Annotated in this window: 17 protein-coding genes and 1 riboswitch; of the genes, 3 read left to right on the forward strand and 14 right to left on the reverse strand. The window is 70.0% G+C overall.

The features are described from left to right. Window positions 1-669 (reverse strand): 3,4-dihydroxy-2-butanone-4-phosphate synthase, encoded by a 669-nt coding sequence (gene ribB, locus AC3ANR_RS02835; RefSeq protein ID WP_488290364.1) that lies wholly within the window; start codon window positions 667-669, stop codon window positions 1-3. Window positions 670-779: 110 nt separating this feature from the next. Then, window positions 780-933: riboswitch (FMN riboswitch) on the reverse strand. Window positions 934-982: 49 nt separating this feature from the next. Between ribB and AC3ANR_RS02840 the strand changes: the two genes are divergently transcribed. Then, on the forward strand, window positions 983-1,930 hold the full coding sequence (locus tag AC3ANR_RS02840; RefSeq protein ID WP_488290365.1) for a DMT family transporter: 948 nt from the start codon (window positions 983-985) through the stop codon (window positions 1,928-1,930). A gap of 23 nt (window positions 1,931-1,953) precedes the next feature. Here AC3ANR_RS02840 and AC3ANR_RS02845 read toward each other — a convergent pair whose 3' ends face one another. Genes AC3ANR_RS02845 through AC3ANR_RS02860 form a run of 4 tightly spaced genes read right to left on the reverse strand, consistent with a single transcriptional unit; the run spans window position 1,954 to window position 6,246 of the window. After that, the gene (locus tag AC3ANR_RS02845; protein ID WP_488290366.1) at window positions 1,954-2,850 is read right to left on the reverse strand and encodes a 5'-nucleotidase; all 897 of its coding nucleotides are present in this window, start codon (window positions 2,848-2,850) and stop codon (window positions 1,954-1,956) included. 1 nt (window position 2,851) lies between these two features. Beyond that, on the reverse strand, window positions 2,852-4,069 hold the full coding sequence (gene gspF / locus AC3ANR_RS02850; protein WP_488290367.1) for a type II secretion system inner membrane protein GspF: 1,218 nt from the start codon (window positions 4,067-4,069) through the stop codon (window positions 2,852-2,854). 58 nt (window positions 4,070-4,127) lie between these two features. After that, the gene (locus AC3ANR_RS02855; protein ID WP_488290368.1) at window positions 4,128-5,753 is read right to left on the reverse strand and encodes an AMP-binding protein; all 1,626 of its coding nucleotides are present in this window, start codon (window positions 5,751-5,753) and stop codon (window positions 4,128-4,130) included. 16 nt (window positions 5,754-5,769) lie between these two features. Then, window positions 5,770-6,246: a MarR family winged helix-turn-helix transcriptional regulator gene (locus AC3ANR_RS02860; RefSeq protein WP_488290369.1), complete on the reverse strand. Its 477-nt coding sequence runs from the start codon at window positions 6,244-6,246 to the stop codon at window positions 5,770-5,772. Window positions 6,247-6,376: 130 nt separating this feature from the next. Between AC3ANR_RS02860 and AC3ANR_RS02865 the strand changes: the two genes are divergently transcribed. Next, window positions 6,377-7,645: a class I SAM-dependent methyltransferase gene (locus tag AC3ANR_RS02865; protein ID WP_488290370.1), complete on the forward strand. Its 1,269-nt coding sequence runs from the start codon at window positions 6,377-6,379 to the stop codon at window positions 7,643-7,645. After that, window positions 7,645-7,968, forward strand: coding sequence for a DUF1840 domain-containing protein (locus AC3ANR_RS02870; RefSeq protein ID WP_488290371.1), 324 nt, complete (start codon window positions 7,645-7,647; stop codon window positions 7,966-7,968). The genes AC3ANR_RS02865 and AC3ANR_RS02870 overlap by 1 nt, the downstream gene beginning before the upstream one ends. A 143-nt stretch (window positions 7,969-8,111) precedes the next feature. On the opposite strand, the gene AC3ANR_RS02875 is transcribed toward AC3ANR_RS02870, so the two are convergent. The 9 genes from AC3ANR_RS02875 to AC3ANR_RS02915 all read right to left on the reverse strand — a co-directional run bounded on the left by AC3ANR_RS02875 (window position 8,112) and on the right by AC3ANR_RS02915 (window position 19,088). After that, window positions 8,112-9,110, reverse strand: a complete 999-nt coding sequence (locus AC3ANR_RS02875; protein ID WP_488290372.1) for a Bug family tripartite tricarboxylate transporter substrate binding protein — start codon at window positions 9,108-9,110, stop codon at window positions 8,112-8,114. A 255-nt stretch (window positions 9,111-9,365) separates the two neighbouring features. Next, complete coding sequence (locus tag AC3ANR_RS02880; protein WP_488290373.1) at window positions 9,366-10,352, reverse strand: tripartite tricarboxylate transporter substrate-binding protein; 987 nt, start codon at window positions 10,350-10,352, stop codon at window positions 9,366-9,368. A 99-nt stretch (window positions 10,353-10,451) separates the two neighbouring features. Continuing rightward, window positions 10,452-11,699, reverse strand: coding sequence for a phenylacetate--CoA ligase family protein (locus tag AC3ANR_RS02885; protein WP_488290374.1), 1,248 nt, complete (start codon window positions 11,697-11,699; stop codon window positions 10,452-10,454). A gap of 14 nt (window positions 11,700-11,713) precedes the next feature. After that, complete coding sequence (locus AC3ANR_RS02890) at window positions 11,714-12,505, reverse strand: ABC transporter ATP-binding protein (RefSeq protein ID WP_488290375.1); 792 nt, start codon at window positions 12,503-12,505, stop codon at window positions 11,714-11,716. Window positions 12,506-12,756: 251 nt separating this feature from the next. Then, window positions 12,757-14,076 (reverse strand): ABC transporter substrate-binding protein, encoded by a 1,320-nt coding sequence (locus AC3ANR_RS02895; protein WP_488290376.1) that lies wholly within the window; start codon window positions 14,074-14,076, stop codon window positions 12,757-12,759. Between the two features lie 147 nt (window positions 14,077-14,223). Then, on the reverse strand, window positions 14,224-15,300 hold the full coding sequence (locus AC3ANR_RS02900; protein WP_488290377.1) for a branched-chain amino acid ABC transporter permease: 1,077 nt from the start codon (window positions 15,298-15,300) through the stop codon (window positions 14,224-14,226). Between the two features lie 2 nt (window positions 15,301-15,302). Next, window positions 15,303-16,232: a branched-chain amino acid ABC transporter permease gene (locus AC3ANR_RS02905; RefSeq protein WP_488290378.1), complete on the reverse strand. Its 930-nt coding sequence runs from the start codon at window positions 16,230-16,232 to the stop codon at window positions 15,303-15,305. 82 nt (window positions 16,233-16,314) lie between these two features. Then, window positions 16,315-17,145, reverse strand: a complete 831-nt coding sequence (locus AC3ANR_RS02910; protein WP_488290379.1) for an ABC transporter ATP-binding protein — start codon at window positions 17,143-17,145, stop codon at window positions 16,315-16,317. Then, the gene (locus tag AC3ANR_RS02915) at window positions 17,142-19,088 is read right to left on the reverse strand and encodes an AMP-dependent synthetase/ligase (protein ID WP_488290380.1); all 1,947 of its coding nucleotides are present in this window, start codon (window positions 19,086-19,088) and stop codon (window positions 17,142-17,144) included. Before AC3ANR_RS02915 ends, AC3ANR_RS02910 begins: the two co-directional genes overlap by 4 nt. Between the last annotated feature and the right edge of the window lie 21 nt (window positions 19,089-19,109).

The raw sequence follows: 19,109 nt of genomic DNA on the forward strand, positions 1-19,109 counted from the left end.
TCAGCCGGCTCGCCGCCCCTGGCGGCGGCGCCAGTCGGCGATCGCCGCCACCGTCGTGCACAGCAGCCCGTGCTGGCGCGCGAAGGCGGCCACCTGATCGCCCCGCGCCATGCTGCCGTCCGGGTTCATCAGCTCGCACAGCACGCCGGCGGGCGCCAGGCCCGCCAGCCGGGCGAGGTCGACGGCCGCCTCGGTGTGGCCTTCGCGCTCCAGGACGCCGCCGGGCCGCGCGACCAGCGGGAAGACGTGGCCGGGGCTCACGATCTCGCTGTGTTCCAGCGTCGAGCGCAGCGCGCACTGGATGGTCTGGACCCGGTCGGCCGCCGACACGCCGGTGCTCACGCCGTGCGCCGCCTCGATCGACTGCGTGAAGGCGGTGGCGAACCGCGAGCGGTTCACTTCGACCATCGGCGTGAGGCGCAGCGCGCTGGCCTTGTCCGCCGGGATGCACAGGCAGACGATGCCGCTGCACTCGCGGATCATCAGGGCCATGACGGCCGGCGTGATCCGCTGCGCGGCGCAGACCAGGTCGGCCTCGTTCTCGCGTTCGGCGTCGTCCAGCACGAGCACCGGCCGGCCGGCCGCGATGGCCTGGAGCACCGCGGGGATCGGCGCGAGGTCGACCGCCTGCGGCGAGGCGGCGGGGGAGGAGGGGGAATCGATCATCATGAAACGCTCCTGTCGGTTGGAACAAAAACGCTTCAAGGCTCGCAGGAACGCCGCCGCCCGCCTCGGCAACGGGGCGCGCAGCGACACATCGAGCGCACCCGCGGGTGCGCTCGAATCTTCTTCCATCCGGACTGTGACCGTCGGCCTCAGCTTGAACTGAGTCTGCTGACCCTGCGCTCCCATGCGGGAGCGCAGGCGCTCGCGGGCTCGTGGCTCGCGCCACCTACCGCCGGTGGGGAATTCCACCCCGCCCTGAAGACCAGCCCAATCTAGCACCGTGCGTCGGCTAGAGTTGCCGCCATGGAGACACCCGATGCCGGCTGAAGGCCGCACCGGCGCGCGCGCCCGGCACCCGCTGGTGCGGCGGGCCACGCTGGCGCAGCGCCGGGCGAGCCGGCTGCCCGCCCCGGTCCGTGGCCTGCTGTGGTCGGTGACCGCCGGCCTGCTGTTCGTCTTGCTCAACACGGTCATGCGCGGCCTGGCGCTGCAGCTCGATCCGTTCCAGACCCAGTTCCTGCGCTACCTTGCCGGCCTGGCCGTGATGCTGCCGCTGGTGGCGCGCAGCGGCGCCGCCGCGTACCGGCCGCGCAACGTCGCGGGCCAGTTCGTGCGCGGCGGCGTGCACACGCTGGGCCTGTGCCTGTGGTTCCTGGCGGTGCCGCACATCACGCTGGCCGACACCACGGCCATCGGCTTCACGACGCCGATCTTCATCATGATCGGCGCGGTGCTCGTGTTCCGCGAACCGATGCGTTGGGAGCGCTGGGCCGCCGCGGCCGTGGGGTTCGCGGGCGTGCTGACCGTGGTGGCGCCGCAGCTCACCGGGGCCGGCGGCTACCACGCGCTGCTCATGCTGGCGTCCTCGCCCGTGTTCGCGGCCTCCTTCCTCATCACCAAGGGGCTGACGCGCTACGAGCGGCCCGAGGTCATCGTGGTCTGGCAGGCCATCAGCGTCACCACCTTCAGCCTGCCGCTCGCGCTGCTGCACTGGCAGTGGCCGGGCGCGGCGCAGTGGCTGCTGTTCGGCCTGTGCGGCCTGCTCGGCAGCGCAGGCCACTACTGCCTGACCCGCTCCTTCAGCGTCACCGACATCTCCGCCACGCAGTCGGTGAAGTTCCTTGACCTGGTGTGGGCGACCCTGCTCGGCTGGCTGGTGTTCGGCGACTGGCCGAGCCGGTGGACGCTCGCGGGCGGCGCGGTGATCTGTGCATCGACCGTGTGGATCGCGCGGCGCGAAGCGCGCGGCCGCGCGCCGGCCTGATCAGCCCGCGCGCCGCACGGACCTCAAGCGTTGGCGATGCCGCCGGCCACGTGGCCGGCCGGCACGTGCTGCGCGGCCTGGTCGACGTAGCGCGTCTGGTCGTCGAAGAAGAAGTCGGGTTCGAACTCGCGCAGGAATTCGCCCTTGGCCAGGCCGCCGAGGAACATTGCCTCGTCGACGTGGATGTTCCAGTGCATCAGCGTGCGGATGGCGCGCTCGTGCGCCGGCGCGCTGCGCGCCGTCACCAGGGCGGTGCGGATCTTCATTGCCGGCGTGCCGATGGACTGCAGCCGGTGCAACGCGGCCAGCAGCGGCTTGAACGGCCCCTCGGGCAGCGGCTGCAGTGCCTTGCTCGACTCGTGCGCCTGGAAGGCGTCCAGGCCGCCGTGCTTGAACACGCGCTCGGCCTCGTCGGAGAACAGCACGGCGTCGCCGTCGAACGCGATGCGCACCTCGTTCGGGTAGTTGCTGCCCGCCAGCACCGACTCGGTGAGCACCCGCGCGGCCGGAAAGCCGTTGGCGAGCGCCTCGCGCACGTCGTCGGCGTTGGCCGAGAGGAACAGGTGCGCCCGCAGCGGCCGCAGGTAGCGGAACGGCGAGCGGCCCTGCGTGAACACGCCGCGCTCCAGCTTGATCTGGTTGGCATGGCCGGAGCGGAAGATGCGCATGCCCGAGACCGGGTCGTTGCGCGAGAGGATCACCACCTCCACGTGCTGGGCGGCCGTGTCGTTGAAGGCCAGCAGCTTCTTGATCAGCGAGAACGCGATGCCCGGGCGCGCCGGGTCGTCCAGCCGCGCCAGCTGCAGGTCCATGTAGGCCTGCGCGTCGCCGCCTTCGAAGATGCGGTTCTCCTCCTCGAAATTGAACAGGGCGCGCGAGGAGATCGCCACCACCAGCTTGCCGTCGGGAAAGACGCTCATGTCACCGCACCCACTGGTTCAGCTGGATGATCGGCAGCAGCACCGCCATCACGATCAGCATCACGACCAGGCCCATGGTGACGATCAGCAGCGGCTCGAGCACCGTGGCCAGCTGCATGGCGCGCCGCTGGACCTCGCTGCCCAGCTGGGTGGCCGCGCGCTGCAGCATCAGCGGCAGCTGGCCGGTCTGCTCGCCCAGCCGCGCGAACATGGACAGCAGGCCCGGGAACCGCTTCTTCTGCGCCAGCGCGGACGCCAGCGGCGCGCCTTCGCGCACCAGCACCAGCGCATCGAGCGCGTCGGCGCGCATGGCGCGGTTGTTCAGGGTCTGCGCCGCGGCCTGCAGCGCACGCAGGATCGGCACGCCGGCCGAGGTGAGCATGGCCAGCGTGTTGCCGAACTGGGCGCTGTTGTAGCCGCGGGCCAGCCGCCCGAGCACCGGGATGTCGAGCCAGGCGGCGTCGAAGCGCTCGCGGAACGACTCGTTGCGCAGCATCAGCCGCAGCACGACGGCCGCCGCGGCGACCAGCAGGGCCACCAGCAGGCCCCACTGGCGCACGAAGCTGCTGATGCCCAGCATGGCCACGGTGAGGAACGGCAGCGCGCGCTTGGTGCCGGCAAAGACGTTGGCCACCTGCGGCACCACGTAGGTGACCAGGAACACGACGATGGCCAGCGCCACCAGGGTGACGATGGCGGGGTAGAGCGCCGCGCCGGTCAGGCGCGCGCGCAGTGCCTGGCGCGCCTCCAGGTCGTCGGCCAGCCGCTCCAGCACCATGCCCAGGTTGCCGCTCTGCTCGCCGGCGCTCACCACGGCGACATAGATGTCCGAGAACTCGCGCGGGAAATGCGACAGGGCGGTGGCGAACGTCGAGCCGGCGTTGACCTCGGCCCGCAGCGCGGCGACCAGCTGGCGCTCCTCGTCGCGGTCGCTTTCCTCGGCCAGCGCGGTGAGCGCGCGCTCCAGCTGCAGGCCGGAGGTGACCAGGCCGGCGATCTGCCGCGTCCAGACGGTCAGGCGCGTGTCGTTGAACACGCGCCGCCGCCAGCGGCCCCCCGCCGCGCCGGTGGACGCGCCCGACTCGACGGGCCGCACCTGCAGCGGGATCAGCGACTGGGCGCGCAGCTGGCCGCGCGCGGCCTTGGCCGTGTCGGCCTCGAGCACGCCGCGCCGGGTCTGGCCCTGGGCATCGAGGGCCTCGAAGGTGTACGCAGGCATGCGGGGGATTATCCGGGCGTTCGCCGCCCGGGGCGGCCGGGCCCGTCCGCCGGCCGCACTAGGTCGTCTGCTGCTGGGCCTGGCGCAGCTTGAAGCGTTGCAGCTTGCCGGTCTCGGTGCGCGGCAGGCTGGGCACGAACTCGATCTCGCGCGGGTACTTGTAGGGCGCGATGGTCGACTTCACGTGCTCCTGGAGGGTGCGCACCATGGCGTCGCCCGGCGCATGCCCCGGCTTGAGGACACAGAACGCCTTGACGATCATGCCGCGCTCGTCGTCGGGCTTGCCGATGACGCCGCACTCGGCCACGGCGGGATGGCGCAGCAGCGCATCCTCGACCTCCGGGCCGCCGACGTTGTAGCCGGCGGTGATGATCATGTCGTCGGCCCGCGCCTGGTAGAAGAAGTAGCCGTCGGCGTCCTGCTGGAAGGCGTCGCCCGGGTAGTTCCAGCCCTCGCGCACGTAATTGGACTGGCGCGCGTCGTCCAGGTAGCGGCAGCCGGTGGGGCCGATGACCGCCAGCTTGCCGACGGTGCCGCGCGGCACCTCGTTGCCCTCGTCGTCGACCACCTTGGCCTGGTAGCCCGGCACGACCTTGCCGATCGCGCCCCGGCGTACGTCGGCGCCGGCCGACGAGATGAAGATGTGGAACATCTCGGTGGCCCCGATGCCGTCGAGCATCTCGATGCCGGTGGCGTCCTTCCACAGCTGGCGCGTCGCATCGGGCAGGCCCTCGCCGGCGCTCACGCAGATGCGCAGCCGGCCCACGCCCAGCTCGCGGGCATGCGGCGCCATCTGGCGGTAGAAGGTGGGCGCCGTGTAGCAGATGGTGGCGCCCACTTCGCCGATGGTGCGCACCAGCGCTTCGGGCGTGTACGGGCCGTCGCCGAAGTACACGGAGGCGCCGGCCCACATCGGGAACACCAGCAGGCCGCCCAGGCCGAAGGTGAACGCGAGCGGCGGCGAGCCGACCACGATGTCCTCGGGCGTCGCGCGCAGCACGTGCCGCGGCCACGCCTCGCAGGCGGCGAGCACGTCGCGGTGCGAATGCACCGCCGCCTTGGGCTTGCCGGTGGTGCCCGAGGTGAAGGCCAGCAGGGCGATGTCGTCGGCCGCGGTCGGGCAGGCCGCGAAGCCGCCTTCCTTGCCGGCGGCCAGCACGGCGAGCGAGCCGGGCTGGTCCGGCGTGTTGAAGGGCACGATGGTGCGCAGGACCGGGCGGCCGTCGCGCGCCTTCTCCAGTTCGTCCATCAGCCTGGCATCGCACAGGGCGACGGCGGGCTGTGCCTTGTCGATGATGTCGCCGAGCTCGCGCGCGCGCAGCAGCGGCATGGTGGCCACGGCCACGAGGCCGGCCTTGACCACCGCCAGCCAGGCCAGCGCGAGGTCGATCGAGTTGCCCCCGCGCAGCAGCACCCGGTTGCCGGGCTGCAGGCCCAGGTCCTCGCGCAGCACGCGGGCGATGCGGTCCACGCGCTCGCGCGCCTGCGCGTAGGTGAGGGTGAGGCGCGGCGAACGCAGCATGGGCCGGTCGGCCCAGCCCTTCTGCGCGGCCTTGTCGAGCAGTTCCTCGACCACGTTGAGCCGCTCGGGCAGGCGCAGCTCGGGCAGGTCGTAGCGCAGGGCGGGGCACTGCGCGGGCGGCGGCAGGCGGTCGTGGACGAAACGGTCGGTCTGGGCGGACATGGGCATCCTCTGGCGTTCAGGCCGGCTGGCCGGTGCGGGTGCTGGCGTGCTGCTTCACCTTGCCGAGCAGGCGATGCAGGGTGGCGATTTCGCGCTCCGTCAGCGCCGAGAAGGCGTCGACGATCCACTGCTCGTGCTGGAGCGCCATCTCGTGGAACAGCTTGCGCCCCTTGGGGGTCAGGCGGACCCGGTAGGCCCGGCGGTCCCCTTCGACGTCGACGCGGTCGACCAGGCCCTCGCCGGCCAGCTGGTCGGTGATGCCGGTGACGTTGCCGCCGGTGACCATCATGCGGCGCGACAGCTCGTTCATCTTCAGCCCGTCGGGCGCGCGCTCGAGCTGCGCCATGAGGTCGAAGCGGGGCAGCGTCGTGTCGAAGCGCTCGCGCAGCAGGCTGCGCACTTCCTTCTCGACGAGCTGGGTGCAGGTGAGCAGGCGCAGCCACAGGCGCAGCGCTTCGGGATGCTCGCTGTGGGCGCGCGCTTCCATGTCCATGGGGAGGGCCGGTGGAGTCAAGACCTAAATAGTTTAAGCCTCAACGAATCGGCGTCAACCCGTCGCATGCGGCGCCGTCCTACAGGCTCTGCCATTGACGGGCAGCGGGAGCCGTCGCCAGAATTTGGCCATGGACCCCATGCTGCGCAGGATCGAGATCCAGCTGGCGGCGTTGCCGGTGGCCGTGGCGGTGCACCTGCCCGGCGGCCAGCGGGTGGGCGCGGCCAACGCGAGCGTGGCGCTCACCTTCCGCGACTGGACCACCATCGCGGTGCTGGCCGCGGGCCAGATCGGCAAGCTGGCCGAGGACATCGTGGAGGACCGCATCGGCATCCAGGGCCGCATGCGCGACCTTATGGCCGCGGCGGCGCACCTGCTGCCCGGCAGCCCGGTGGGCTCGGACACCAACTGGTGGACGCAGGTGATCCGGCGCGCGCGCTCGCTCGCGCTGCACTCGCCGCAGAAGGACGCCCAGCAGGTCCAGTTTCACTACGACGTCTCCGACGACTTCTATGCGCTGTGGCTCGATCCCCGCCGGGTCTATTCCTGCGCCTACTACCGCGAGCCGGACATGTCGCTCGCGCAGGCGCAGGAAGCCAAGCTGGACCACATCTGCCGCAAGCTGATGCTGCGCCCGGGCGAGCGCTTCCTGGATGTGGGTGCCGGCTGGGGCGGCCTCTTGCTCTGGGCCGCCGAACACTACGGCGTCGATGCCACCGGCATCACGCTGTCGAAGAACCAGCATGCGCACGTGCAGCGGCTGATCGAGTCCAAGGGCCTGCAGGGGCGGGTGCGGATGCACCTGATGGACTACCGGGAGGTGGACGAGTCGCAGCCGTTCGACAAGGTCGCCTCGGTGGGCATGTTCGAGCACGTCGGGCTGGCCAACATGCCGGTGTACTTCGGCAAGATCCGGCGGCTGCTCAAGCCGGGCGGCCTGGTCATGAACCACGGCATCACGGCCGGTGGCGTCAACACCACGCAGCTCGGTGCCGGCATGGGCGACTTCATCGACAAGTACATCTTCCCGGGCGGCGAGCTGCTGCACGTGAGCCAGGTGCAGCGCGAGATGTCGCTGGCCGGCCTGGAACTGGTCGACGCCGAGAACCTGCGGCCGCACTACGCGCGCACGCTGTGGGCCTGGTCGGACGCGCTGGAGGCGCGGCTCGAGGAGGCCCAGCAGGTGCTGCAGCAGACCGGGCGGGCCGCCGACGCGGCCAAGGTGCTGCGTGCCTACCGCCTGTACCTGGCCGGCTGCGCGATGAGCTTCGAGCAGGGCTGGATCGCGTTGCACCAGCTGCTGGCGACGCGACCCGATGGCCGGCCCGAAACGGGCGCGCTGCGCGGCGCACAATCGGTCTATCCCTTCAACCGCGAGTACATCTACCTCGACCGCTGATGCTGTACAAGTTCAAGAGCAAGGCCGCCGGCGACCTCATCATGCTGGAGCCCAATGGCCGGCGCGTGCTGGAGATCATCGGCAAGGACCCCGGCCCGAAGGGCATCATCGAGACGGGGCAGATGCCCGCCGCCGTCGCGGCGCTCGAATCGGCCATCGCCCGGGAGGAAGCCGACCAGCAGGCCGCGATCGAGGACGCCAAGGCCAAGGGCCAGGTGCCGCCCACGTTCGCCGACGTCTCGCTGCGCCAGCGCGCCGTGCCGTTCCTGGACATGCTGCGCCGCTGCGAGCGGGCCGGCCAGGACATCGTCTGGGGCGTCTGAACTCCCGTTCGATGGCGCTGCGCGCCGCCGCAGGGGCCTGAAATGCCGAACGGGGACCGGCGCCGCCGGGTCCCCGTCCATGACTGGGCGCGCCGCACCGGAGCCCGCGCGCAGAACGAGCCCGCTGCGCGGGCCCGCGGGTGTCAGTCCACCTTCGCCCCGGAGGCCTTCACGACCGGCTGCCACTTGCGGTTCTCCGCCTCGATGAAGGCGGCGAACTGCGCCGGCGTGTTGCCGCTGGGCATGGCGCCCTGGGCGAGCAACTTCTCCTTCATCTCCGGCGTGGCCAGGGCCTTGGCCACCTCCTGCTGGATGCGGTTGGCGATCTCCGGCGGCAGCCCGGCGGGGCCGAACAGCCCGAACCACGAGCTCGCCTCGAAGCCCTTGAGGCTGCCGGCCTGTTCCACGGTCGGCACGCCCGGCAGCGCGGGCGAGGGCTGGGCGCTGGTGACGGCCAGCGCCTTGAGCTTGCCGGACTTGATCAGCTGCATCGACGAGGGCAGGTTGTCGAACATCACGTCCATGTCGCCCGCCACCAGGCTCATCAGCGCGGGGCCGGAGCCGGTGAACGGGAAGTGCGTCATGAAGGTGCCGGTCATCGACTTGAACAGCTCGCCGGCGAGGTGGATCGACGTGCCGTTGCCGCTCGAGGCCATGTTCAGCTTGCCCGGGTTGGCCTTCGCATAGCGGATGAAGTCGGCCACGTTGTTGATGTTGCGGGCCTTGGCCTTCTCGGTGTTGACCACCATCACGTTCGGCACGCCGGCCACCAGCGTGATGGGCGTGAAGTCCTTCTGCGGGTCGAACGGCATCTTCGAATAGAGCCACTTGTTGATGGAGTGCGTGCCCACCGTTCCCATCAGCAGCGTGTAGCCGTCGGGTGCCGCGCGCGCGACCTGCTCGGCGCCGATGTTGCCGCCGGCGCCGCCCTTGTTGTCGACCACGAACTGCTGGCCGAACGCCTTGCTCAGTTCGACGGCGGTGGCGCGCGCGAGGATGTCGGTGGTGCCGCCGGGCGCGAACGGCACGACGATGCGCACCGGCTTGGTCGGCCAGTTCGACTGCGCGAAGGCCGGCGCGGCGGCCAGGGCGGCGGCGAGCGCCAGCACGGCGCGGCGTGAAACGGGGAAGGGTCTGGTCATGGATGTCTCCTCGGTGGGTTCTGCAGGTTCTGGAGGACCTCGACGCAGCGCCAGGCGCGCTGCACGCCCGGCGCCTGCGCTGCGGGGGCGAGGTGGTTGATGATGCCATCGGCCCGCGCGCCGTGCGCAGCGCCGAGGCAGGCACTCCCGCGCGAGCCGATGCAGGCGGCAGGCGCGGCGGGCGGTGGCATCGCGGGTGGTTCGGTCAAGCAAAAGGCCGCCCGAGGGCGGCCTTTGGCGCGGTCGCTGCGACCATCAGTCGGCGTAGACGCCGGCGGCCTTGATGATCGGGCTCCACTTGGCGATCTCCGCGGCCACGAACTTCTTGTGCTCGGCCGGCTCGGCGCGCTTGTCGTTGACCACGACGGCGCCCAGGCCTTCCTGCTTCTTCACGAAGTCCGGATCCTTGAGCGCCACCTTCAGCGCGTCGTTGAGCTTCTTGAGGATCTCCGGCGGCGTGCCCTTGGGCGCGTACAGGCCGTGCCAGATCGTGACCTGGAAGTCCTTCAGGCCGGCTTCCTGCAGCGTGGGCAGGTCCTTGAGCGCCGGCGTGGTCAGGCGCTTGGGCGTGGTGACGGCGAACGCCTTGACCTTCTTGCCCTCGATCTGCGAGGTGGTGTTGGTCGTCTGGTCGCACATCAGGTCGATCTGCCCGCCGATGAGGTCGCTCATCGCCGGCGCCGTGCCCTTGTAGGGAACGGTGGTCATCTCGGTGTGGATCGCGTTCTGGAACAGCAGGCCGCACAGGTGCGAGGCCGAGCCGATGCCGGCGTTGCCCAGGTTGATCTTGCCCTTGTTCTGGCCGATCCAGCTGGTCAGCTCCTTGTAGGTCGACGGCAGGCTGGGCTTGCCGATCAGCGTCATGGGCACGTCGTTGATCAGGCCCAGGTACTCGAAGTCGCTCTCGACCTTGAACGGGATGTTGCGCACCAGGGTCGGCATGGTGGCCATGCCGATGTGGTGGACCAGCAGCGTGTGGCCGTCGGGCGAGGCCTTGGCGACCTTGTTGGCGCCGATCGAGCCGCCGGCGCCGGCCGCGTTGTCGACCACGATGCTGATGCCGCCCAGCGGCTTGCGCATGGCTTCGGCCAGGTCGCGCGCCACGCGGTCGGTGGGGCCGCCGGCCGTGAACGGCACGACGATGGTGATGGGCTTGGTGCCGGGGAAGTCCTCGGCCTGGGCACCCACGGCGGCCGTTGCCAGCAGCGCCGCTGCGGCCAGGCTCTTGATCAGGGGATTCATCGCAACTCCTAGGAGGGAAACCCGCCGATGGTAGGACGGCCGGTGCCATGCCGCATCGCGGGAATTACGTAGCGGGTTTGCCCGGGCGGGGCGCGCCCCTCAGCGGTAGCTGCGGGCGTCCTCGATCACCTTGCCGTCGTTGGGCAGGCTGCCCGGGGCGAGCAGCTCGACCTCGCCGCGCAGCTTGGTGACGTCGCGGATGGCTTCGCCGATGCGCCGGCCTAGCCCTTGCGCCGGCGCGGCCGTCTCGACCCGCAGCGTCATCACGTCGTTGGCCATTTCGCCGCTGACCACGAGGCGGGCCTTGATCACCTCGGGAAACCGCCGGGCGATGTCGGCCACCTGGCCCGGGTGCACGAACATGCCCCGGATCTTGGTGGTCTGGTCCGCCCGCCCCATCCAGCCTTGGATGCGGGCGTTGGTGCGGCCGGTGGGGCAGGGGCCGGCGAGCAGCGCGGAGAGGTCGCCGGTGCCGAAGCGGATGAGCGGGTAGTCGGGGTTGAGCGTGGTCACGACCACCTCGCCCACTTCGCCGGCCGGCACCGGATCGTCGGTGCCGGGCCGCACGATCTCCACCAGCACGCCCTCGTCGACGACGAGCCCCTGGCGCGCGGACGTCTCGTAGGCGATCAGGCCCAGGTCGGCGGTGGCGTAGCTCTGGTACACGTCCACGCCGCGCCCGGCGAACCAGTCGCGCAGGCTGGGCGGCAGCGCTTCGCCGCCGGTCAGCGCCTTGCGCAGGCTGCCGGCGTCGGTGCCGCTCTCCTGCGCCTTCTCCAGCAGGATGCGCAGGAAGCTGGGCGTGCCGGCATAGGCCGCCGGCCGCAGCTCGGCGATCGCCTGCAGCTGCTGCTCGGTCTGGCCCACGCCGGCGGGAAAGACGGTGCAGCCGACGGCATGGGCGCCCGCTTCCATGATGAAGGCACCCGGCGTCATGTGGTAGCTGAACGCGTTGTGCACGAGGTCGCCGGCGCGAAAGCCGGCGGCGAACATCGCGCGCGCCGTGCGCCAGTAGTCGCGGGCCCGGCCCTCGGGCTCGTAGATCGGGCCGGGCGACGCGAACAGCCGCGGCATGCCGGGGCCGCGAACGAGGGCGGAGAAGCCGCCGAAGGGATCGCTGGCCGCGGCGGCGCGCTGGCGCTCGAACAGCTCGTGCTTGCGCACCACCGGCAGCCGCGCGAGCGCCTCGCGCGAGGTGACGGCGGCGGCGTCGACGCCGGCCAGCCGCTCCCGGTAGGCCGGCGCGGCCTGCTGGGCGTGCGCGACCTGGCGCGCCAGCGCCTGCATCAGCTGCGCCTCGCGCTGCGCGGGATCGCGCGTTTCCAGCGCGTCGAAGTACTCGCCCATCCCTGTGCCCTCCCTCAGGCGAGCCAGCGCTTGCGGCGCTTGTAGCTCTTGACGTCCCGGAAGCTCTTGCGCTCGCTGCCGCCCATGCCGAGGTAGAACTCCTTGACGTCCTCGTTGGCCGCCAGGTCCGCGGCCGGGCCGTCCATGACGATGCGGCCGCTTTCCATGATGTAGCCGTAGTCGGCGTACTTCAGGGCCATGTTGGTGTTCTGCTCGGCCAGCAGGAACGTGACGCGTTCCTTGGCGTTGAGGTCCTTCACGATCTCGAACACCTCCTCGACGATCTGCGGCGCCAGGCCCATCGAGGGCTCGTCCAGCAGCACCATGCTGGGGCTGGCCATCAGTGCGCGGCCGATGGCGCACATCTGCTGCTCGCCGCCGGAGGTGTAGGCGGCCTGCGAGCCGCGGCGCGTCCTCAGGCGGGGGAAGTAGCCATAGACCTTCTCCAGGTTGGCCGCGACCTCGGCCCGGCTGGCGCGCGTGTAGGCGCCGGTGAGCAGGTTCTCCTCGATCGTGAGGTGGGCGAAGCAGTGGCGCCCCTCCATCACCTGCACCACGCCGCGCCGCACCAGGTCGGCCGGCGAGAGGTTCTCGATGCGTTCGCCGCGCAGCTCGATCGAGCCCTTGGTGACCTCGCCGCGCTCGCCCTTCAGCAGGTTGGACACCGCGCGCAGCGTGGTCGTCTTGCCGGCGCCGTTGCCGCCCAGCAGCGCGACGATGCCGCCTTCGGGCACCTGCAGGGACACGCCCTTTAGCACGAGGATGACGTGGTTGTAGATCACCTCGATGCCGTTGACGTTCAGCACGACGTTCCGCGGCTCCGGGCCTGCCTGCGCAGGCCTGGACGGAGCGTCGGAAGCCGGCCTCTGGCCGGCGTCGGTTGCCGATGTGGGTTGCATGTTGAGCGCTTCGCAGGGTTGGGGTCGGGACACGCCGGGCGGTGTGCCCCCACCCCAACCCTCCCCCGGAGGGGGAGGGAGGAGTCGGAGTCAGGCCAGGACCGGCACCGGCTCCCACCCCACCCTCCCCCAGAGGGGAGGGAGGAGTCGGAGTCAGGTCAGGACTGGCACTGGTCGGCCGACCGCGCCTGCAGCTTCTTTTCCGCCAGGTACTTCTGCGCGCCGGCCTTGACCATCGGCTTGATGATCTGCTCGTCGGCCTGGTACCAGTCGCTCGAGAAGTTCCACTTGCTGCCGTCCCAGGTGTGGATGCGCGCCCAGGTCGAGCCCATGTGGTCGGTGCAGCTGGTGGAGATCGGGCGCAGCACGCCGCTGAAGCCCAATGCGTCCAGGCGCTTCTGGTCCAGGTTCAGGTTCTCCATGCCCCAGCGCACCTGCTCGGGCGTCATCACCTTGCCCTTGCCGAAGCGCTCCTGCGCGCGGCGCACGGCCTCGACGCCCAGCATCTGGATGATCAGGCCGCGCGTGTACAGCACGGAGCCGACCTCCTCCTTCGGCCCGGTGCCCTGGCCCTTGCCGTGCACGTACTTCAGGATGTCCTGCACCACCTTGGGCTGCGTGCCCGACGTGTTGAGCGCCAGCGCGTTGTAGCCCTTGGCGCCGTCGCCCACGTCCTTGACGTCCGGTTCCGCGCCGGCCCACCAGACGCCGTACATCTTCTCGCGCGGGTAGCCGGTGGCCTGCGCTTCCTTCAGGGCGGTGGAGTTCATCACCCCCCAGCCCCACAGCAGCACGTAGTCGGGCCGCTGCTGGCGCACCTGCAGCCAGGCGGCCTTCTGCTCCACGCCGGGCGCGGTGACCGGGATCAGGCTGAGGTCGAAGCCCTGCATGCGCGCGCGCTCCTGCAGCAGCGGGATGGGCTCCTTGCCGAACGGCGAGTCGTGGTAGACCAGCGCGATCTTCTTGCCCTTGAGATTGCCGCCTTCCTTCTTCGTGAGGTGCTGGATCAGGATGTCGGCGCCGGTCCAGTAGCTGCCCATGAGCGGGAAGTTCCACGGGAAGGCCAGGCCGTCCTGCGCCACCGACAGGCCGTAGCCGAGGGTGATCAGCGGGATCTTGTCGTGCGCCACCTTGTCGGTCAGGGCGAAGGTGATGCCGGTGGCCTGCGGGTCGAACAGGCTGACGCCGGGGCGGCTCTTGAGGCGCTCGTAGCACTCCACGCCGCGGTCGGTGGCGTAGCCCGTCTCGCACTCCTCGTAGGTGAGCTTGACGCCGTTGATGCCGCCGTCGCGGGCGTTGATCAACTTCAGGTAGTCCTGCTTGCCGTTGGCCCAGGGCGTGCCGTTCGGCGCGTACGGGCCCGTGCGGTACGACAGCAGGGGGAAGAACTGCTCCTTGGCCTGGGCGAATGCCGCCGGCGCCGAGGCGAGCGCGGCCCCGGCCACCAGGCTGGCCAGGAGGATGCGTTTGACGTTCATGGTTGTTGTCTCCTTCAGGGGTGAAAGCGAACGGTGGGAAGCATCAGTGGAGTCCAGACCCCTCCAGGCCGCATCGGGGAATGCGAGCAACGGAGCAAGCGAGCCCCCGCGAGGGGAGGCGTCGAAGGCGCTTCGGGGTGGGCCATGTCAGTGCGGGAAGGGCCACAGGCGCAGCTTCTGCTTGCCGGTGGACCACAGGCGGGCCAGCCCGTGCGGCTCGACGACCAGGAACCAGACGATCAGCGCGCCGAAGATCATCAGCTCGGCATGCGACAGGCCGGCGGTCGAGATCGTGAAGCCGACCGCGCTGGCCAGGGCCGGCAGGAACTGGTTCAGCACGATCGGCAGCACGACGATGAAGGCCGCGCCGAAGAAGCCGCCCATGATCGAGCCCAGCCCGCCGATGATCACCATGAACAGCAGCCGGAACGACAGGTCCACGGAGAACGCGGCCGGCTCCCAGGTGCCCAGGTAGACGAAGGCCCACAGCGCGCCGGCGACGCCGACGATGAAGGAGCTGACGGCGAACGCGCTGAGCTTGGCGTACATCGGGCGGATGCCGATGACCGCCGCGGCGACGTCCATGTCGCGGATGGCCATCCACTCGCGGCCGATGGCGCTGCGCACCAGGTTCTTGGCCAGCAGCGCGATCACGGTCAGGATGCCGAGGCAGAACCAGTACTTGCTCGCCGCGCTCTCGATCGGAAGGCCGAACACCTGCAGCGCCGACACGCCCACCGAGCCGGAGGGCGAGTCGTTGGTCAGCCACTTGATGCGCAGGAACATCCAGTCGGCGAAGAACTGCGCCGCCAGCGTGGCCACGGCGAGGTACAGGCCCTTGACGCGCAGGCTGGGCAGCCCGAACAGGATGCCGAACGCGGTGGCGCACAATCCGCCCAGCAGGATGGCGGGAACGAGCGGCAGGTCCGGGATGCGGACGAAGAAGTTGTAGGCGCCGTACGCGCCGACCGCCATGAACGCGCCCGAGCCGAGCGAGATCTGGCCGCAGTAGCCCACCAGGATGTTCACCCCCAGCGCGGCCAGCGCCATGATCAGGAACGGGATCAGAATGGCGCGGAACAGGTAGTCGCTGGCCAGGCCGGGCACCACCACGTAGGCGAGCACCAGCAGCGCGGCGATGAACAGGCGGTCCTGCCGGATCGGGAAGATCTGCTGGTCCGCCCGGTAGGTGGTCTTGAACTGGCCGTTTTCGCGGTAGAGCATGGTCAGACCCGATCAATGATCTTTTCGCCGAACAGGCCCTGCGGCCGCACCAGCAGGAAGCCCAGCGCCAGCACGTAGGCGAACCAGATCTCGATGCCGCCGCCCACCAGCGGCCCGATGTAGACCTCGGAGAGCTTCTCGCCCACGCCGATGATCAGCCCGCCGATGATGGCGCCAGGCACCGAGGTCAGGCCGCCCAGGATCACCACCGGCAGCGCGCGCAGCGCCACGGTGGCCAGCGAGAACTGCACCCCGAGCTTGCTGCCCCAGATCATCCCGGCCACCAGCGCCACCACGCCGGCGACGCACCACACGATCACCCAGATGCGCGCCAGCGGGATGCCGATGGACTGCGCCGCCTGGTGGTCGTCGGCGACAGCGCGCAGCGCGCGGCCGGTGGACGTCTTCTGGAAGAACAGGCTGAGGACGGCCACCATCGCCGCGGCGATCAGCGCCGCGATCAGGTCTTCCTTGTTGACCAGGATGCCGCCCTGGAAGGTCGACTCGAAGGCGATCACCGGGTCCTTGGGCATGCCGATGTCGATCTTGTAGATGCTGTTGCCGAACAGCGACTGGCCCAGGCCCTCGAGGAAGTAGGTGATGCCCAGCGTGGCCATCAGCAGCGTGGCGCCTTCCTGGTTGACGAGGCGGCGCAGCACCAGCCATTCGACCAGCCAGGCGACCACGAACATGATCGCGCCGGCGATCACGAACGCGGCCACGTTGGCCACCACCTTGTTGTCCATGCCGGTCCAGCCCGGAATCCATTCGGCAAAGCGCGCCATCGCCAGCGCGCCGAACAGCACCATCGCGCCCTGGGCGAAATTGAACACGCCGGAGGCCTTGAAGATCAGAACGAAGCCCAGCGCCACCAGCGAATAGAGCATGCCGGCCATCAGGCCGCCCAGCAGGGTCTCGAGGAAGAACCCCATCACTCCCCCTTGTCATCCCGGCCTCGAGCCGGGATCCATGGATTGCGGGTCGAGCCCGCCATGAGATGCTTGCGTGCGCGGTTCAATGTGCAGTCCCCAGGTAGGCCTTGACCACGTCCGGGTTGCGGCGCACCTCGTCGGGCGGGCCGTCGCCGATCTTCTTGCCGTAGTCCAGGACGACGACGCGGTCGCTGATGTCCATCACCACGCCCATGTCGTGCTCGATCAGGACGACGGTGGTGCCGAACTCGTCGTTCACGTCCAGGACGAAGCGGCACATGTCCTGCTTTTCCTCGACGTTCATGCCGGCCATCGGCTCGTCCAGCAGCAGCACCTGCGGCTCCATGGCGAGCGCGCGCCCCAGGTCGACGCGCTTTTGCAGGCCGTAGGGCAGCTGCCCCACGGGCGTCTTGCGGTACGCCTGGATCTCCAGGAAGTCGATGATCCGCTCGACGAACTCGCGGTGGCGGATCTCCTCGCGCTCGGCCGGGCCGACACGCAGCGCCTGCAGCAACAGGTTGCTTTTGATGCGCAGGTTGCGGCCGGTCATGATGTTGTCCAGCACGCTCATGCCCTTGAACAGGGCCAGGTTCTGGAAGGTGCGCGCGATCCCCATCTGCGCCACCTGCCGGCTCTTCATGTGGTGGAAGCTGTGGCCGCGGAAGGTGATGGTGCCCTGCTGGGGCTGGTAGACGCCGTTGATGCAGTTGAGCATGGAGCTCTTGCCGGCGCCGTTGGGACCGATGATGGCGCGGATCTCGTGCTCGCGCACGTCGAACGAGATGTCGGTGAGCGCCTTGACGCCGCCGAAGGACAGCGAGATGTTGCGCACGTCCAGGATCACGTCGCCCAGCTGCCGCCCGGTGGCGGCGGGTTGCGGCGCCAGCACGGCGGCGTCGGTCATCATGTTCATGCGGCCGCCTTCACGGTCGGGAAGGTGCGGGTGTCGGCGATCTTGAGCGTGGCGTTCACGCTGCCCGTGCGCCCGTCCTCGAACTTCACCTGGGTCTGCACGTACTGCTCGGTCTGGCCGCCGTACAGCGCGTCCACCAGCACCTGGTACTTGCCGGCGATGAAGCCGCGGCGGACCTTGTTGGTGCGCGTGAGCTCGCCGTCGTCGGCGTCCAGCTCCTTGTGCAGGATGAGAAAGCGGCTGACCTGCGAGCCGGCGAGCTTCTCGTCGGCGGCGAGGTCGGCGTTGACCTGCTCCACGCAGTCCTTGATCAGCGCATAGACCTCGGGCTTCTGCGCCAGGTCGGTGTAGCCGGCGTACGGCAGGTTGCGCCGCTCGGCCCAGTTGCCCACCGCGTCGAAGTCGATGTTGATCATCACGCACACCCGGTCGCGGCCGTCGCCGTAGGCCACCGCTTCCTTGATGTACGGGAAGAACTTGAGCTTGTTCTCCACGTACTTGGGCGCGAACATCGCGCCGTCGCTGGGGCCGCCCTGCAGGCGGCCGACGTCCTTGACCCGGTCGATGATCTTCAGGTGGCCCTGGGCATCGATGAAGCCGGCGTCGCTGGTGTGGTACCAGCCTTCCGGGGTCAGCACCTCGGCGGTCGCCTGGGGGTTCTTGTAGTAGCCCTTGAGCAGCCCGGGCGAGCGCACCAGGATCTCGCCGTTGTCGGCCACCTTGATCTCCACGCCCTGGATCGGCACGCCCACGGTGTCGGCCTTGACCTGGTTGTCCGGCTGCAGGCAGACGAACACCGCCGTCTCGGTAGAGCCGTACAGCTGCTTGAGGTTGATGCCGATGGAGCGGTAGAAGGAAAAGAGGTCGGGCCCGATCGCCTCGCCCGCCGTGTAGGCCACGCGCACGCGCGAGAAGCCCAGGTTGTTGCGCAGCGGGCCGAAGACCAGCAGGTCGCCGAGCCGGTAGGCCAGCCGGTCCAGCAGGGCCACCGGTTGCTCGTCCATGAGCGCCGGGCCGACGCGGCGCGCCAGCTTCATGAAGGCATGGAACATCCGGCGCTTGGGCGCGCCGGCGTCCTCCATCCGGATCATCACGCTGGTGAGCAGCCCCTCGAACACGCGCGGCGGCGCGAAGTAATAGGTGGGGCCGATCTCCTTCAGGTCGATCATCACCGTGCCGGCGGACTCGGGACAGTTGACCACGTAGCCGCAGGCCAGCCACTGCGCGTAGCTGAAGATGTTCTGGCCGATCCACGCCGGCGGCAGGTACGCCAGCACTTCCTCGTGCTCGGTGAGGCGGTCGAAGTCGGCGCCGGCGCGGGCGCGATCGAGCAGCGTGCGGTGCGTGTGCACCACCCCCTTGGGGTTGCCCGTGGTGCCGGAGGTGAAGAACATCGCGGCCACGTCGTCGGGGCGCGCCTGCTCCACTTCACCGCGGAAGAAGCCCGCATGCCGGGCGGCGAAGGCGCGGCCGGCCTCGGCCAGGCTGTCCAGCGAGGCGAGGCCGGGCTCCCTATAGTTGCGCAGCCCCCGCGGGTCGTCGAACCAGAGGCCCTGCAGCTGCGGGCAGTCGCCGCGGATCTCGAGCAGCTTGTCGACCTGCTCCTGGTCCTCCGCCACGGCGAAGCGCACCTCGGCGTTGTTGATCGGGAACACGCACTCGGCGGCGACCGCGTCCTGGTACAGCGGCACCGGGATCGCGCCGAGCGACTGCGCGGCCAGCATGGTGGCGTACAGGCGCGGGCGGTTGGCGCCGACCACGACGATGTGCTCGTCGCGCCGCAGCCCGGCCTGGTGCAGCCCGCAGGCCAGGTGCTCGACGAGTTGCGCGAGCGCGGACCAGGTCAGCGCCTGCCAGATGCCGTATTCCTTCTCGCGCATGGCGGCTGCGGCCGGGCGCTGGGCGGCGTGCTGGAGCAGCAGGCGAGGAAACGTGGTGTCCATGGATCCTTGGGCCGGCGCAGT

This window comes from Ramlibacter sp. JJN2-2R (assembly GCF_057747835.1).